Source organism: Streptomyces sp. NPDC006208 (assembly GCF_040613775.1).
Classification (GTDB): domain Bacteria; phylum Actinomycetota; class Actinomycetes; order Streptomycetales; family Streptomycetaceae; genus Streptomyces.
In genome coordinates this window covers 1-15,127 of sequence record NZ_JBEXSW010000010.1, presented here as the reverse complement: position 1 = coordinate 15,127, position 15,127 = coordinate 1, and the positions used below count along the sequence as shown (strand labels likewise).

At 71.9% G+C, this 15,127-nt stretch carries 13 protein-coding genes; 12 read left to right on the top strand and 1 reads right to left on the bottom strand.

Features of this window, described 5'->3' with window-relative positions; all coding sequences use genetic code 11:
- Positions 1-52 precede the first annotated feature (52 nt).
- The 10 genes from ABZ208_RS10040 (at position 53) to ABZ208_RS09995 (ending at position 11,893) form a co-directional block, all read left to right on the top strand.
- Positions 53-637 (top strand): RNA polymerase sigma factor, encoded by a 585-nt coding sequence (locus ABZ208_RS10040; protein WP_356909033.1) that lies wholly within the window; start codon positions 53-55, stop codon positions 635-637.
- Positions 634-1,806 carry a zf-HC2 domain-containing protein gene (locus ABZ208_RS10035; protein ID WP_356909032.1) on the top strand — a complete coding sequence of 391 codons (1,173 nt, stop codon included), beginning with the start codon at positions 634-636 and terminating at the stop codon, positions 1,804-1,806. The genes ABZ208_RS10040 and ABZ208_RS10035 overlap by 4 nt, the downstream gene beginning before the upstream one ends.
- On the top strand, positions 1,803-2,609 hold the full coding sequence (locus tag ABZ208_RS10030) for an ABC transporter ATP-binding protein (protein ID WP_356909031.1): 807 nt from the start codon (positions 1,803-1,805) through the stop codon (positions 2,607-2,609). The genes ABZ208_RS10035 and ABZ208_RS10030 overlap by 4 nt, the downstream gene beginning before the upstream one ends.
- Complete coding sequence (locus ABZ208_RS10025; RefSeq protein ID WP_356909030.1) at positions 2,606-3,997, top strand: hypothetical protein; 1,392 nt, start codon at positions 2,606-2,608, stop codon at positions 3,995-3,997. The genes ABZ208_RS10030 and ABZ208_RS10025 overlap by 4 nt, the downstream gene beginning before the upstream one ends.
- Positions 3,994-4,617: a hypothetical protein gene (locus tag ABZ208_RS10020; RefSeq protein ID WP_356909029.1), complete on the top strand. Its 624-nt coding sequence runs from the start codon at positions 3,994-3,996 to the stop codon at positions 4,615-4,617. The genes ABZ208_RS10025 and ABZ208_RS10020 overlap by 4 nt, the downstream gene beginning before the upstream one ends.
- Positions 4,618-4,815: 198 nt before the next feature.
- Positions 4,816-5,514, top strand: a complete 699-nt coding sequence (locus ABZ208_RS10015) for a spermidine synthase (RefSeq protein WP_356909028.1) — start codon at positions 4,816-4,818, stop codon at positions 5,512-5,514.
- Positions 5,515-5,627: 113 nt separating this feature from the next.
- Entirely contained in the window at positions 5,628-6,365 is a 738-nt protein-coding gene (locus ABZ208_RS10010; protein WP_328396548.1) for a response regulator transcription factor, read from the top strand.
- On the top strand, positions 6,362-7,465 hold the full coding sequence (locus tag ABZ208_RS10005; RefSeq protein ID WP_328396550.1) for an ATP-binding protein: 1,104 nt from the start codon (positions 6,362-6,364) through the stop codon (positions 7,463-7,465). The genes ABZ208_RS10010 and ABZ208_RS10005 overlap by 4 nt, the downstream gene beginning before the upstream one ends.
- A 308-nt stretch (positions 7,466-7,773) precedes the next feature.
- The gene (locus ABZ208_RS10000; protein WP_356909027.1) at positions 7,774-11,583 is read left to right on the top strand and encodes a multifunctional oxoglutarate decarboxylase/oxoglutarate dehydrogenase thiamine pyrophosphate-binding subunit/dihydrolipoyllysine-residue succinyltransferase subunit; all 3,810 of its coding nucleotides are present in this window, start codon (positions 7,774-7,776) and stop codon (positions 11,581-11,583) included.
- A gap of 127 nt (positions 11,584-11,710) precedes the next feature.
- Positions 11,711-11,893, top strand: coding sequence for a DUF6104 family protein (locus ABZ208_RS09995; protein ID WP_003961784.1), 183 nt, complete (start codon positions 11,711-11,713; stop codon positions 11,891-11,893).
- Between the two features lie 221 nt (positions 11,894-12,114).
- Here ABZ208_RS09995 and ABZ208_RS09990 read toward each other — a convergent pair whose 3' ends face one another.
- The gene (locus tag ABZ208_RS09990) at positions 12,115-12,912 is read right to left on the bottom strand and encodes a hypothetical protein (protein ID WP_356909026.1); all 798 of its coding nucleotides are present in this window, start codon (positions 12,910-12,912) and stop codon (positions 12,115-12,117) included.
- A 179-nt stretch (positions 12,913-13,091) separates the two neighbouring features.
- Between ABZ208_RS09990 and ABZ208_RS09985 the strand changes: the two genes are divergently transcribed.
- Positions 13,092-13,961 carry a DUF4097 family beta strand repeat-containing protein gene (locus ABZ208_RS09985; protein ID WP_356909025.1) on the top strand — a complete coding sequence of 290 codons (870 nt, stop codon included), beginning with the start codon at positions 13,092-13,094 and terminating at the stop codon, positions 13,959-13,961.
- Position 13,962: 1 nt separating this feature from the next.
- A complete protein-coding gene (locus ABZ208_RS09980) occupies positions 13,963-15,009 on the top strand; it encodes a helix-turn-helix transcriptional regulator (protein WP_356909024.1) in 1,047 nt (348 codons plus the stop codon).
- Positions 15,010-15,127: the final 118 nt, after the last annotated feature.

Genomic DNA, 15,127 nt, shown 5'->3' with positions numbered 1-15,127 from the left:
TTTCCCGAGGGTGCCGTGAACCGCTCGTCGCGTCGCGAGCGATAGGGAAAGCGTGAGACTGATGCGCCCCTCGGGGGGAGAGCGGGACGACGACGCGGCATTGCTGCGGGCCGTCGCCCGCGGGGACACGGAAGCGCTCGGCGCGCTCTACGACCGGCACGCCGGCTGGCTGCACATCCGCCTGACGCGCCGCTGCACGGACCCGGAGACCGTACGGGAAGTCCTCCAGGACACCTTTGTGACCGTATGGCGCTCCGCCGGCACGCACCGCGGCGGCGAGGCAGGCGGCTGGCTCTGGGTGATCGCCGCACGCCGCCTGGTCGACGCGCAGCGGGCTGGGGCGAGGGCGGACCGCGTGGTCCACGCACCGGCCGGGCCGATGCCCTCCGCCGAGGAACGGGTGCTGGCCGGGCTGGAGTACGGGGATGTGGGCACGGCCCTCGACCGGATCTCGCCGGAGCTGCGCGAGGTACTGCGCGCGACGGTGATCGACGGCCTGACGACCCGCGAGACGGCACGGCTGCTCGGCATCCCCGAGGGCACGGTCAAGACCCGCGCGCTGCGGGCCCGCCGGGAGCTGCGCGCCGCGCTGGCACAGCTGGCGCCCGGCACGGATGCCCTGGGAGGCACGGCGTGAGCGACTGGCATGTGAGCGAACAGCTGGCGGCGCAGTACGCCGCCGGCTCGGCGTCCGAACCGGACGCCTGGTCCCTGGAGAAGCATGTGGAGTCCTGCACGCCGTGCGCGACCCGCGTGTCGACGGCGGCCCGGACCGGGGCGGCGGGGCACCTCCTGGCGGAGGTGCGCGCCTCGGTCCTGGCCACGGCGGCACTGACACAGCCTTCGCGCCGGTCGGCACGGGCACGTCTGCGGGGCCTGCGTCCGTCGTCCTTCGGCGCCGCACGGCCCGGGACGCGCGTGGCCGGCCCGGCGGAGAGCACCCGCCCGCGCGAGCATCTGCACGACTCCGCGGGAGGGGGCGCGGCACAAGCCGAGAAGCCCGGCCGCGCGGTCGGCGACGCCGGCCGTGAGGCCGGCGACCCGGACCGTGTCACCCCGAAGCCGGTCCCGGCGGGAGGACTCGCGGCCCGCACCGCGGCCGTCCGGCCGGGCGGACCGCTCGCCGGACCCACGGCGGGGGCCGGCAGCCCGCACGGCCCCGCGGACGCGGGGCGCGGCCGGCGGCTCGGGTGGGTCGCGCGGGCCGTCTGGGCCGCAGGACCGTCCTTGCACCGGGCCTGGCTCATCGCACTCGGGCTGGTGGTCGCAGCGGCGTTCGGGCTGGCGTATGTGGCGGGGCTCGGGGGCGTACAGCCTGCCCTGCTGCTGATCGCACCCGTCGTACCGCTCGCCGGAGTCGGACTCTCGTACGGGCGGCACGCCGATCCGCTGTACGAGATCGCCGCATCCACCCCCTCCGGCGGGCTGCGGCTGCTGCTGACCCGGGCCGCCGCGGTTCTCGCCGTCAGCATCCCGTTGCTGACGGCGGCCGGCGCCCTGCTGCCCTCGACGGCCGACGGGCCCGGGGCCGCTGCCTGGCTGCTGCCCGGACTGGCCCTGACCCTCGCGGCGCTGGCGCTCGGTTCCTGTGTCGGCTGCGAGGTCGCCGCCGGCGCCCTGGCCTTCGGCTGGCTGGCGTTCGTCGCCGCGCCCGTACTGGCCTCGCTTCCACAGAACATCGCAGGACGGCTCGCGGTCTATGTGGACGGGACCGCCGTGCAGAGCGGCTGGGCCACCGCGGCCCTGCTGTGCGCGGGGCTGCTCGCGCTGCGCCGTTCGTCGTTCGACCACCTGGAGAAGATGTGAGCACCCACAGCACCGTGCAGGTCACCGGGCTGACGGTCCGGCACCGCAGGACCGTCGCCCTGGACGCCCTCGACCTCTCCTTCGACACCGGGGTCCACGGTCTGCTCGGCCCGAACGGCGCGGGCAAGACCTCCCTGATCCGGGTTCTCGCCACCGTCGCCGCGCCCTCCGGCGGCCGGGTGGAACTCCTCGGCCGCGATGTGTCGGCGCACCGGGAGCGCACGGAGATACGGCGTCGTCTCGGCTATCTCCCGCAGGAGTTCGGCCACTACCCCGGCTTCACGGTCCGCGAGTTCGTCGCGTACGTCGCATGGCTGAAGGAGATGCCCGCCTCGACGGTGCCGGCCGCGGTGGAGAGGGCGGTCGAGCGGGTCGGGCTGGGCGACCGTATCGACGCGAAGGTCAGGACGCTGTCGGGCGGCATGGTGCGCCGGGTCGGCATCGCGCAGGCGATCGTCAACGAACCGGAGTTGCTGCTGCTCGACGAGCCGACGGCCGGTCTCGATCCGGAGCAGAGGGTCGAGTTCAGAGCACTGCTCCGGGAGCTGGGCAGCGCTTCCACCGTGATCGTCTCCACCCACCTCGTCGAGGACGTGGCGGCCGCGTGCTCGCACGTGACCCTGCTCGAGTCGGGCCGGGTGGCCTACCGGGGGGCGACGGCCGAGCTGACCGCGCTCGGCAAGGACTCCGCGGGCGACAGCGACGGGAGCGACGGCAGCCCGATCGAACGCGGCTACACCGCGGCCTTGCGGGCCCACCGCGGCGGGCAGTCCGTGCCGGCCGGAGCGGGGGCAGCACGTTGAGCATCCTGGAGACAGAGACGCAGACGCGGAACGGGACCCCGCCGACAGGACCGGCCTACGGCACGCGCACCGCCACGCACCCCCTGCGCAGCGAGCTCAGGCGCGGCTTCGCACCCTGGGCCGGCCTCGCCGTCGCCGCGACCCTGGCGATCACGATGGCCGGCAAGGCGCCGCAGTGGCAGGGAAGTTGGGGCGACACCCAGGGCATGCTGCATGTCACGAGCAGCCTGTTGGGTGGCCCCTTGGCAGCGGCCGCGGGCTGCTGGCACGGAGGCAGGGAACGCCGCCGCCGCACGGACGAGCTGCGCGCGACGGCCGCGCGCGGCCCGCTCGCCCAGTTCCTGACGGCATCGCTGCCGGTGGCGGCATGGATCGCCGCGGCGTACGCGGTCGTGGCCGTCGGCGCATCCGCCGCAACCTGGGCCTACGCCTCGGCGAGCCGCCCGCTGCTCTCCCCCGCCCTCGCAGACGCGGCGTTCCTCGTGGCCATGACCCTGCTCGGGCATGTTGTGGGACGACTGGTGGCTTGGCGGCCCGCGGCGCCGACGCTCGCCGTAGGCGGATACCTGGCGCTCGGCGTGCCGACCTACGCCACGGGCGGGCTCAGCCACCTCAGCCCGGCGTCCGCGCCCACCATGGGTGATGTGGTCCCCGTGTGGTGGCAGCCGCTCGCCGAGTCCGTGTGGGTGGGCGGTCTGGCGGCCGCCGCGGTCCTCGCGTACGCGGCCTCCCGCAAGTACACCGCGCTTGTGCCGCTCACCGCAGCGGCCGTCGCGGCGGTGCTGATCACCCAGACCGGTGACCGCATGTGGCGCGACCACCCCCTGGCGCAGCAGCAGGTGTGCGACACCTCTGTGCGACCCCAGATCTGTGTGAATGCCCTGTACCCCGCGATGCTGCCGGAGGTCAAAACTGCTCTGTCCGGCCTCACCGATCGTCTCGAAGGCGTCGAGAACCTGCCGGTCCGGTTCGAGGACCGGGCCGGGGAACCGAAGCAGGACGAGGCCCAGCTGCCCATGCTGACCCCGATGGGCCAGTCCATGGTCCGCGGCGGACTGACGGATCCCGAGCAGTTCGCGTCGGAGGCCGCCGACTCGCTGGCAGGCAAGGACCCGTGCGACGCGCGCGTGGAGGACGAGCGCGCGAGCCGGGTCGACTCCACGGTGACCGAGTGGCTCAGCCCCAGCCGGGCTCGCGCCGAGATCGAGCGCCACAACCTCCGGTCGGCCCAGGGGAACGGCGACGACAAGATGCAGGCCGGTATCAGGGCCGACCAGGCAGCCCGCGCCCGGCTCGCGGCCATGGACACGGACGAACGCCGCGCATGGCTCTCGCGCTATTTCGCCACTGCCGACAGCTGCGACCCGAAGCAGGTGCCCGCCCTGTGAGCGCCCGTTCCACACCCCAGCGGTCGCTCAGCGGCCCCCTGCTCCTCGCCCGTTCACGCGCCGTCCCGCTCGCCGTGGCCTCGCTGGCCGCCATCGGGGTGCTCGCGGTGTGGGGCGCGCACGGTCTGGACGCCTATCTCGAGCCGTCGCGCCGGGTGCCGGTCGTGGCGCTGGCCCCGCTGCTGTCCGCCGCCGTGATCGGCACCGGCCTGCACACGTACACGGACGAGCTGGACCGCACGGCCGTACGCGCCTGGTGGCCCCGGCGGCTGGCCCAGCTGCTCGGCCTCACGGCGCTCGCCGCGACGGTCCTGGCGTTCGCGGTGCTCGGGCACACGGCCGAGTTCGGCGCCCCTGCCATGGCGCGCAACGCACTCGGCGCCATGGGCATCACGGCCGCCGCGGCCGTGGTGATCGGCGCACGGCTGAGCTGGCTGCCGGCCTTCGCCTACATCAGTGCGATCTACCTGGGCGCGGGCCGCGTCCACGGCGGGGGCGCCCAGATCTGGGCCTGGCCGATGCAGCCCGGTCCCCAGCCGGGGGCCTGGGCGGCCGCGCTGGCGCTGTTCGTCGCGGGGGCGTCCCTGTACGCCTGGCGGGGGCCACGCCGCGAGAGCTGACCACGGCCCGCGGTCCCGGCCGACGCGAGGGGGCGGCCGGGCCCGCGGACGCGGTCACGACCCGACGATGTCCGGAAACCGACGTCCCGGCGGCCGACAGACGTCGGGTGCCGGGAATCGGTTTGTCCCGTCGGCCGCCCGCCGGACAGGATGGTCACGATCCGTGTCGTCACCGCCAGCCGCCCGGAGGTTCCCACCATGCCGTTCCCCGCAGTCCACGCCCCGCCCGTCACGCTCGAGAGGCACGAGGGCCCCTACGGGGAAGTCGTACTGAGGAGGCGCGGCGAGGGAGCGGAGGCGGTTCACGAGATCATCGCCAACGGGTGCTTTCTGATGGACACCTCCGACGGCCGCTCGGAGCGGCTGCTCGTCGACGCGGCGCACGACGCGCTCGCCGCCGGCCGCACCGCACCCGCCGTCCTGATCGGCGGGCTCGGCGTCGGGTTCTCCCTGGCCCGTGCCGCGGCCGCCCACGGCTGGGGCCGCATCACCGTCGTCGAGCGCGAGGAGGCGATCATCGGCTGGCACCGTTCGGGCCCGCTCGCCGCGATCTCCGGCGAGGCGCTCGCCGACCCTCGCACCGTGATCCTGCACACGGATCTCGTGTCCCATCTGCGAGCCACCCCCGACCGCTACGACGCCCTGTGTCTGGACATCGACAACGGGCCCGAGTGGACCGTCACCGACGACAACGAGAACCTCTACTCACCCGCCGGACTCGCCGCCTGTCAGGGCGTGTTGGAGCCCGGCGGCATCCTCGCCGTCTGGTCCGCGCAGCCGTCCCCCACATTCGGGGACGCGTTGCGGAATGCCGGATTCAGCGGGGTAAGGACCGAAGAGATCCAGGTTGCCCGAGGCGTACCGGACGTGGTTCACCTCGCGGTTCGCCCTGCGTAGCCGGGACGCCTCCGGTGCCCTTACGCTGCTGGACGACACACCGGGATCACCACGGGATCGACCTCGATCCGGATCCACATGCAGCTCGCGAGAACGCGGAACAGGGCGGGGCGATGGAGCAGACACACACCACGCACAACGGAGTCGCGGCCACCCCCGGAGCGCAGCGCCGGGTGCTCGTCGTCGAGGACGACGCCACGATCGTCGATGCCATCGCCGCCCGCCTGCGGGCCGAGGGCTTCCTCGTCCAGACGGCGCTCGACGGCCCCGCCGCCGTCGACGCGGCCGAGGCCTGGCAACCCGATCTGATGGTTCTCGATGTGATGCTGCCCGGCTTCGACGGTCTCGAGGTCTGCCGCCGCGTCCAGGCCCAGCGCCCCGTTCCGGTGCTGATGCTCACCGCCCGTGACGACGAGACGGACATGCTGGTCGGTCTGGGCGTCGGCGCGGACGACTACATGACCAAGCCGTTCTCGATGCGTGAGCTCGCCGCCCGCGTCCATGTGCTGCTGCGCCGGGTGGAGCGCGCCGCGCTCGCCGCGGTGACGCCGCGCAGCGGGATCCTCAGGCTGGGCGAGCTGGAGATCGACCACGCCCAGCGCCGGGTGCGCGTACGCACCGAGGACGTGCACCTGACGCCCACCGAGTTCGATCTGCTGGTCTGCCTGGCGAACACCCCGCGCGCGGTGCTCTCCCGCGAGCAGCTGCTCGCCGAGGTGTGGGACTGGGCGGACGCCTCCGGCACCCGTACGGTCGACAGCCACATCAAGGCGCTGCGGCGCAAGATCGGCGCCGAGCGGATCCGTACCGTCCACGGTGTCGGCTACGCGCTGGAGACGCCGGCGCAATGAGACGGCGGCCAGGAGGCGGACCGCGGAAGCGGCTCAGTACCGCCTCCATCACGATCTCGATCAAGACCAAGCTCAGCACGCTGGTGGTCGTCTCGGTCTTCATCACCACCGGCCTGCTGGTGCTCGCGTTCCACAGCAAGACCGAGCTGCGCTTCATCACGGTCTTCACGATCATCGCGACCCTGCTGATCACCCAGTTCGTCGCCCACGGCCTGACCGCGCCGCTGGACGAGATGAACACCGTCGCCAAGGGGATATCGCACGGCGACTTCACCCGCCGGGTGCGCGGCGCCGACCGCCGCGACGAGCTCGGCGACCTCGCCTCCACCATCAACCGCATGGCGGACGACCTGGAGGCCGTGGACCAGAACCGCAAGGAACTGGTCGCCAATGTCTCGCACGAGCTGCGCACGCCGATCGCCGCGCTGCGCGCCGTGCTCGAGAACGTCGTCGACGGGGTCTCGGCCGCCGATCCGGAGACCATGCGCACCGCGCTCAAACAGACCGAGCGTCTGGGCCGGCTGGTCGAGACGCTACTGGACCTGTCACGGCTCGACAACGGTGTGCTGCCTCTGCGGGCCCGCCGCTTCGAGGTGTGGCCGTATCTGTCGGGGGTGCTGAAGGAGGCCAATCTGGCCTCGTCCCGGCCCGGGCTGACATCGGGATCGGGGCGGCACACCCGTACCGACGTGCATCTGCATCTGGATGTGTCACCGCCGGAGCTGACCGCGCACGCGGACGCGGAGCGGCTGCACCAGGTGGTGGCGAATCTCATCGACAACGCGGTCAAGCACTCGCCGCCGCACGGCCGGGTGACGGTACGGGCCCGGCGCGGGCCGTCTCCGGAGTCGCTGGACCTGGAAGTGCTCGACGAAGGCCCCGGCATCCCGGAGCAGGAGCGCCACAAGGTGTTCGAGCGCTTCAACCGGGGTCAGGTGGCCTCGCCGCACGGTCCGGGCAGTGACGGCGGCACGGGTCTGGGCCTGGCGATCGCGCGCTGGGCGGTGGATCTGCACGGGGGATGGATCGGGGTGGCCGAATCCGCCCGTGGCTGCCGCATCCAGGTCACTCTTCCGGGGATCCCGTCGGCGCGAGGTTGACGTAGGGTTTGAAGCGGAAGCAGCTGTTCGCCCCACGTCAGCGGCTTCGGTGGAGCCCGTGCTTGCACTGGGATGTTCATGCCCAGCACATGGGAAAGGCTGCAGGTCACCGGGCTGTAGTCGCCTTCTGTTGTACCCGGACGGCAGCGGAACCACGCTTGTTTCCCGCCATTCACGGCCCCGAAACCCGCCTTTCGGTGTGACTTGCGCGACGATGACCCGCCCGGCCTGCACCTCCCGGCCAGGGAGGCGTAGCCTTTATTTCCGCTGTCCATCACCTTGTGAAGCGGAAGAGGGCGGTTCTCGCCGTGTCGTCTCAGTCCCCCAGTAACTCGAGCACCTCGACCGACCAAGGCGGGCAGGGTCAGAACCCTGCCGCCGCGTTCGGTCCCAATGAGTGGCTCGTCGACGAGATCTACCAGCAGTACCTCCAGGACCCGAATTCGGTCGACCGTGCCTGGTGGGACTTCTTCGCCGACTACAAGCCGGGTGCCTCCGGCACGGCGGACAAGCCCGCGACCGGTACCGCAGCCGCGGGGGCTGCGGTGACCCCCGCCCCGACCGCCGCCGCCCCGGCACAGCCCGCTGCCGCCGCTCCGGCGCCCGCGCAGCCCGCTCAGCCCGCGCCGGCCCAGACTCCCCCCGCCGCGCCCAAGCCCGCTGCCGCCGCTCCCAAGGCCGCCCCGGCGGCTCCGGCCGCCAAGGCCAAGGCCGCGCCCGCCACCCAGGCGCCCGACGGCCCCGAGTTCGTGGTGCTGCGCGGCCCCGCCGCCGCGGTCGCGAAGAACATGAACGCCTCCCTGGAGCTGCCCACGGCCACGTCCGTGCGCGCCGTCCCGGTGAAGCTGCTCTTCGACAACCGCATCGTCATCAACAACCACCTCAAGCGCGCCCGGGGCGGGAAGATCTCCTTCACCCACCTCATCGGGTACGCGATGGTGCAGGCCATCAAGGCCATGCCGTCGATGAACTGGTCGTTCGCGGAGAAGGACGGCAAGCCGACCCTGGTCAAGCCCGACCACGTCAACTTCGGTCTGGCCATCGACCTGGTGAAGCCGAACGGCGATCGCCAGCTGGTCGTCGCGGGCATCAAGAAGGCCGAGACGCTGAACTTCTTCGAGTTCTGGCAGGCCTACGAGGACATCGTCCGCCGCGCTCGCAACAACAAGCTGACGATGGACGACTTCACCGGCGTCACGGTCTCGCTGACCAACCCCGGCGGCCTCGGCACCGTGCACTCCGTGCCGCGTCTGATGCCCGGACAGTCGGTCATCATGGGCGTCGGCTCGATGGACTACCCCGCCGAGTTCCAGGGCACTTCCCAGGACACCCTGAACAAGCTGGGCATCTCCAAGGTCATGACGCTGACCTCGACGTACGACCACCGGGTCATCCAGGGCGCCGCGTCCGGCGAGTTCCTGCGGATCGTCGCGAACTACCTCCTCGGCGAGGAGAACTTCTACGACGAGATCTTCGAGTCGCTGCGCATCCCCTACGAGCCGGTCCGCTGGCTCAAGGACATCGACGCCTCGCACGACGACGACGTCACCAAGGCCGCGCGCGTCTTCGAGCTGATCCACTCCTACCGGGTCCGCGGCCATGTCATGGCCGACACCGACCCGCTGGAGTACCGCCAGCGCAAGCACCCCGACCTGGACATCACCGAGCACGGCCTCACGCTCTGGGACCTCGAGCGCGAGTTCGCCGTCGGCGGCTTCGCCGGCAAGTCGATGATGAAGCTGCGCGACATCCTCGGCGTGCTGCGTGAGTCGTACTGCCGCACCACCGGCATCGAGTTCATGCACATCCAGGACCCGAAGCAGCGCAAGTGGCTGCAGGACCGGGTGGAGCGCGCGCACACCAAGCCGGAGCGCGAGGAGCAGCTGCGCATCCTGCGCCGGCTGAACGCGGCCGAGGCCTTCGAGACCTTCCTGCAGACCAAGTACGTCGGCCAGAAGCGCTTCTCGCTCGAGGGCGGCGAGTCCGTCATCCCGCTGCTCGACGCGGTCATCGACTCCGCGGCCGAGTCGCGCCTGGACGAGGTCGTCATCGGCATGGCCCACCGCGGCCGCCTGAACGTCCTCGCGAACATCGTGGGCAAGTCGTACGCCCAGATCTTCCGCGAGTTCGAGGGCAACCTCGACCCGAAGTCGATGCACGGCTCCGGCGACGTGAAGTACCACCTGGGCGCCGAGGGCACGTTCACGGGCCTCGACGGCGAGCAGATCAAGGTCTCGCTGGTGGCCAACCCCTCGCACCTGGAGGCTGTCGACCCCGTCCTCGAGGGTGTCGCCCGCGCCAAGCAGGACGTCATCAACAAGGGCGGCACGGACTTCACCGTCCTTCCCGTCGCCCTGCACGGTGACGCGGCCTTCGCCGGCCAGGGTGTCGTCGCCGAGACGCTGAACATGTCGCAGCTGCGCGGCTACCGCACCGGCGGCACGGTCCACATCGTCATCAACAACCAGGTCGGCTTCACCGCCGCCCCGGAGTCGTCGCGTTCGTCCATGTACGCGACCGATGTGGCCCGCATGATCGAGGCGCCGATCTTCCATGTGAACGGCGACGACCCGGAGGCCGTGGTCCGCGTCGCGCGGCTCGCCTTCGAGTTCCGCCAGGCGTTCAACAAGGACGTCGTGATCGACCTCATCTGCTACCGCCGCCGCGGTCACAACGAGGGCGACAACCCGCAGTTCACCAACCCGCAGATGTACAACCTGATCGACAAGAAGCGCTCGGTGCGCAAGCTGTACACCGAGTCGCTGATCGGTCGCGGCGACATCACGCTGGAAGAGGCGGAGCAGGCGCTCCAGGACTTCCAGGGCCAGCTGGAGAAGGTGTTCGCGGAGGTCCGCGAGGCCACCAGCCTCCCGGCCCCGGCACATGTCCCGGACTCCCAGGCCGAGTTCCCGGTGGCCGTGACCACCGCGATCTCCCAGGAGGTCGTCAAGCGGATCGCCGAGTCCCAGGTCAACATCCCCGACCACATCACCGTGCACCCGCGGCTCATGCCGCAGCTGCAGCGCCGCGCGGCGTCGGTCGAGGACGGCACGATCGACTGGGGCATGGGCGAGACCCTCGCCATCGGCGCGCTGCTGATGGAGGGCACCCCGGTCCGGCTGTCCGGTCAGGACACCCGTCGCGGCACGTTCGGCCAGCGCCACGCGGTGCTGGTGGACCAGGAGACCGGCGAGGACTACACCCCGCTGCTCTACCTGACGGACGACCAGGCCCGCTACAACGTCTACGACTCGCTGCTCAGCGAGTACGCGGCGATGGGCTTCGAGTACGGCTACTCGCTGGCCCGCCCGGACGCGCTGGTCATGTGGGAGGCCCAGTTCGGTGACTTCGTCAACGGCGCGCAGACCGTCGTCGACGAGTTCATCTCCTCGGCCGAGCAGAAGTGGGGCCAGCACTCCGGCGTCACGCTGCTGCTGCCGCACGGCTACGAGGGCCAGGGCCCGGACCACTCGTCCGCCCGCCCCGAGCGCTTCCTGCAGCTGTGCGCGCAGAACAACATGACGGTCGCGATGCCGACCCTGCCGTCGAACTACTTCCACCTGCTGCGCTGGCAGGTGCACAACCCGCACCACAAGCCGCTCATCGTCTTCACGCCGAAGTCGATGCTGCGTCTGAAGGCCGCGGCGTCGAAGACGGAGGAGTTCACCACCGGCGGCTTCCGCCCGGTCATCAGCGACACCGCGGTGGATGCAGGCGTGGCCGACCCGGCCGCGATCAAGAAGGTCGTCTTCGTGTCCGGCAAGTTCTACTACGACCTGGACGCGGAGCGTAAGAAGCGCGGTACGACGGACACCGCGATCATCCGCCTCGAGCGCCTGTACCCGCTGCCGGGTGCGGAGCTCCAGGCCGAGATCGCCAAGTTCCCGAACGCCGAGAAGTACCTGTGGGCCCAGGAGGAGCCGGCGAACCAGGGTGCCTGGCCGTTCATCGCGCTCAACCTGATCGACCACCTGGACCTGGCCGTCGGTGCGGACATCCCGCACGGCGAGCGCCTGCGCCGCATCTCGCGTCCGCACGGCTCGTCCCCGGCGGTGGGCTCGAAGAAGCGCCACGAGCAGGAGCAGGAGCAGCTGGTCAACGAGGTCTTCGAGGCCTGACCGGACGGCTGTCCCTACGCACCGAGGGGCCCGGGCCCGCATCCACGCGATGCGGGGCCGGGCCTTTCGGCCGCCTAGGCTGGTGGGAAGCCCACCGGCACGCATCACCAGAAGCAGGAGCACCCCGTTGTACTTCACCGATCGCGGCATCGAGGAGCTGGAGAAGCGGCGCGGCGAGGAGGAGGTCACCTTCGAGTGGCTGGCCGAGCAGCTGCGGACCTTCGTCGACCTCAATCCGGACTTCGAGGTTCCCGTCGAGCGTCTCGCCACATGGCTGGCCCGCCTCGACGACGAGGACGAGGACGAGTAGCCGCACGGGGCCTTGCGAGGCAGTGCCCGGCGCACGCCCGGCAGGCCTCGCGGCGCGATGCCGACGAGCAGCCCCGAGGGGAACGCCGGGACTCCCCGGCGCGCAGCCGACAGCCCGGGGGTAGGGGGCGTCAGCCCGATCCCCGCTTCCTTCCACCCCCGCCACGGGTCCCGGGCTGCGCCCCGGGTACCGGCAAGGGCGGAAGGAAACAGCCGACAGGCTCAGCGCCGCAGACGCTCGTAGCCCAGCCTCACCAGCCCGCCTGCGATCAGCACCCCGCCCGTCGCCGCCCAGCCCCCGCTGCGGCGGGCGACGCCCCAGGCGGTCAGCGGCACGCCCACCACGAGCTGGGCGGCGCCGAGTACGCGGGCCCGGCGGCCCAGCAGCCACGGGCCGAGCGGGCCTTCCTCGACCACGTCGAGTTCGGCCCGTACCGCATCGCGCCAGCCCGACCACTCGACCGTCTCCGCTTCGTGCTCGTGCGCGACCGAGCGCAGCCGGTCGGCCGGTTCGCCGGGGGTGAGGCCGACGGGCAGGGTGAGGCCGGTGCGGGTGAGGACGGCGGTCAGACCGACCAGCCGGGCGCGGGCGTCCGACTCCGGGTCGGGGAGAGTGAGCTCTTCCAGGGCCTGGACGTCCACAACGGGGTCGAGCCCGAGGCGGGCGGCGAACGTCCGCATGGCTTCGTCCTCGCCGACGGGGGTGCCGTCGGCGAGCCAGATGTAGCCGACGGGCCGGCGGAACCCGGACGCAAGGGTGAATCCGGCGCGCTCCCCGTCCCACCACAGGGCGAGCACGGGCCAGTTCACCCCCACCGCGAGTGCGTGGGCCCAGCCGCCGAGCACCGCCTCGACCGGTTCGCCTCCGTCGAGCCAGGGCTTGTCCTCCGGGACGATCACGCTCCAGTGGGAGCCGGCCGGGGCGAGGAGCATCCGCCCGCGCAGCAGATGGGCCGGCGGGCGTACGAGCACGGGATCGGCCCGGCACAGCAGCAGCGCTCCTACGGGTGTCGCGTTCATGACCCCACGCTAGGGCAATTTGCCCCTTGTAGCCCTCAATGCCCCCCAATGGCCACGCGAGGAACCCTGGTCGCCCGGTCGACGCCCCCGGCCGAGCTTGACATCCGAGTACCGCGATATATCGTGTTAGCCAACAGACGCGATATGTTGCGTCGCGGCCGGCCTGGGAGGTCAGCACCATGGCAGAGACGACGTGGGAAGTCGCTGAGCCGACAAAGCTCGCCTTCGACGACCCGGTCACCGTGCTCAATGTGCGCATCGTCAATGGAACGGTCAACGTGGTGGGCACCGACGAAGGTTCCGCCCGGCTCGAGGTCTCCGAGATCCAGGGCCCCCCACTGATCGTGACCAGGCAGGGCTCCACCCTCACCGTCGCCTACGAGGACCTGCCCTGGAAGGGCTTCCTCAAGTGGCTCGACCGCAAGGGCTGGCACCGCAGCGCGGTGGTCTCGCTCGCCGTCCCCGCCCAGGCGGCCGTCGAGGTCGGCGCGGTGGGCGCGGGGGCGGTCGTCTCCGGGATCAAGGGCGCCACGACGGTCCGCGGCGTCAGCGGGGACACCACACTCGTCCGCATCTCGGGTCCGGTCCGCGCCGACACGGTCTCCGGCAATCTGGAGGCCCAGTCGGTCACCGGCAAGCTGCGCTACAACTCGGTCTCCGGCGATCTGACGGTGATCGACGGATCCGGCTCGTCGGTACGCGCCGACTCCGTCAGCGGGGACATGGTCATCGACATCGACCCGGCGGGCGAGCCCACGGACATCCGGCTGAACACGGTCTCCGGCGAGGTGGCCATCCGGCTGCCGCACCCGGCCGATGCCCTGGTCGAGGCGAACACCGCGAGCGGAGCCGTCTCCACCGCCTTCGACGATCTGCGGGTGAGCGGCCAGTGGGGAGCCAAGCAGATGACCGGCACGCTCGGCGCCGGCACCGGCACGCTCAAGGCGACGACCGTCTCCGGTTCCATCGCGCTGCTGCGCAGGCCACCGGCGGAGGAAGAGCCCCACGAGGACGTGTCCGCCGACGCCCCGACCGGGAAGGTGCTCTGACATGCCCCCCGTATTCGCCCATGGCCGGCTCCGGCTCTATCTGCTGAAGCTGCTCGACGAGGCCCCGCGCCACGGGTACGAGGTGATCCGTCTCCTGGAGGAGCGCTTCCAGGGCCTGTACGCGCCGAGCGCCGGCACCGTCTACCCGCGGCTGGCCAAGCTGGAGGCCGAGGGCCTGGTCACCCATGCCACCGAGGGCGGCCGCAAGGTCTACTCGATCACCGACGCGGGCCGCGCCGAACTGGCCGGGCGCAGCGGCGAACTGGCCGACCTGGAGCTGGAGATCCGCGAGTCGGTCTCCGAACTGGCCGCGGAGATCCGCGACGACGTGCGCGGCGCGGCGGGCAAGCTGCGCAGCGAGATGCGCGCGGCGGCGTCGCAGACGCGCCGGGCCCCCGGCAGCGGCAACGGCAAGGGGCACTCCGCGAGTGAAGGGGAGCCCGGCCTCGGAGACTTCGGCGTCGGGGACTTCACGATCGGGGACTTCGGGGACTTCACCGACAAGGAGTCCTGGCGAGCCGCCAAGGAGGAGCTGCGCCGCGCCAAGCAGGAGTGGAAAGAGCAGGCACGGCGCGCCAAGGACGAGTCCCGCCGCGCCCGCGAGGACGCCCAGCGTGCGCGCCGCCAGGCCAAGGAGGCCCAGGACCAGGCCCAGGAGCAGATGCAGCGCATCGCCAAGCAGGTCCAGGACAAGGTGCAGGACCACTTCGCACGGGGCGACTGGCCGACGGGGCTCCGGGAGGGGCTGGCCGAGATCTCCAAGGAGTTCGGGCGGTTCACCAGGCCGGGGACCGGCCCGAAGCCGGAGCCGGTGGTGGTCGTGGAACCGGCCGGTGCCGAGGCTCCGCCGGAGCCCGAGTGGGCCGAGGAAGAGCCGTCGGACAACCCGGCACGCGACCTCGAGCGGCTGCTGGACCGCTTCCGCGACGACGTGCGCGACGCGGCCCGTGACCACGGGGTGACGCCTCAGCAGCTGGGCGAGGCCCGCCGCCATCTGTCGACCGCGGCGGCCCACATCGTCGCCCTGCTGCGCAGCCCCAAGGAGTAGCGGACGCGGGGACCGGACGGCCGTCCGGTCCCCGCGGCGCGCGCGCAGCCCCCCCCCCCCCCGCCCCCCCCACAGGACAGCGGCAGGGGGGGGAAATAGGGTGAGCGGGGGGTTTAGA

Bases quoted from the DNA above. Each gene is read 5' to 3' on its own strand.
- ABZ208_RS10015 (WP_356909028.1), top strand. From the start codon at position 4,816: ATGCCGTTCCCCGCAGTCCACGCCCCGCCCGTCACGCTCGAGAGGCAC.
- ABZ208_RS09980 (WP_356909024.1), top strand. From the start codon at position 13,963: ATGCCCCCCGTATTCGCCCATGGCCGGCTCCGGCTCTATCTGCTGAAG.
- ABZ208_RS10005 (WP_328396550.1), top strand. From the start codon at position 6,362: ATGAGACGGCGGCCAGGAGGCGGACCGCGGAAGCGGCTCAGTACCGCC.
- ABZ208_RS10010 (WP_328396548.1), top strand. From the start codon at position 5,628: ATGGAGCAGACACACACCACGCACAACGGAGTCGCGGCCACCCCCGGA.
- ABZ208_RS09985 (WP_356909025.1), top strand. From the start codon at position 13,092: ATGGCAGAGACGACGTGGGAAGTCGCTGAGCCGACAAAGCTCGCCTTC.
- ABZ208_RS09990 (WP_356909026.1), bottom strand. From the start codon at position 12,912: ATGAACGCGACACCCGTAGGAGCGCTGCTGCTGTGCCGGGCCGATCCC.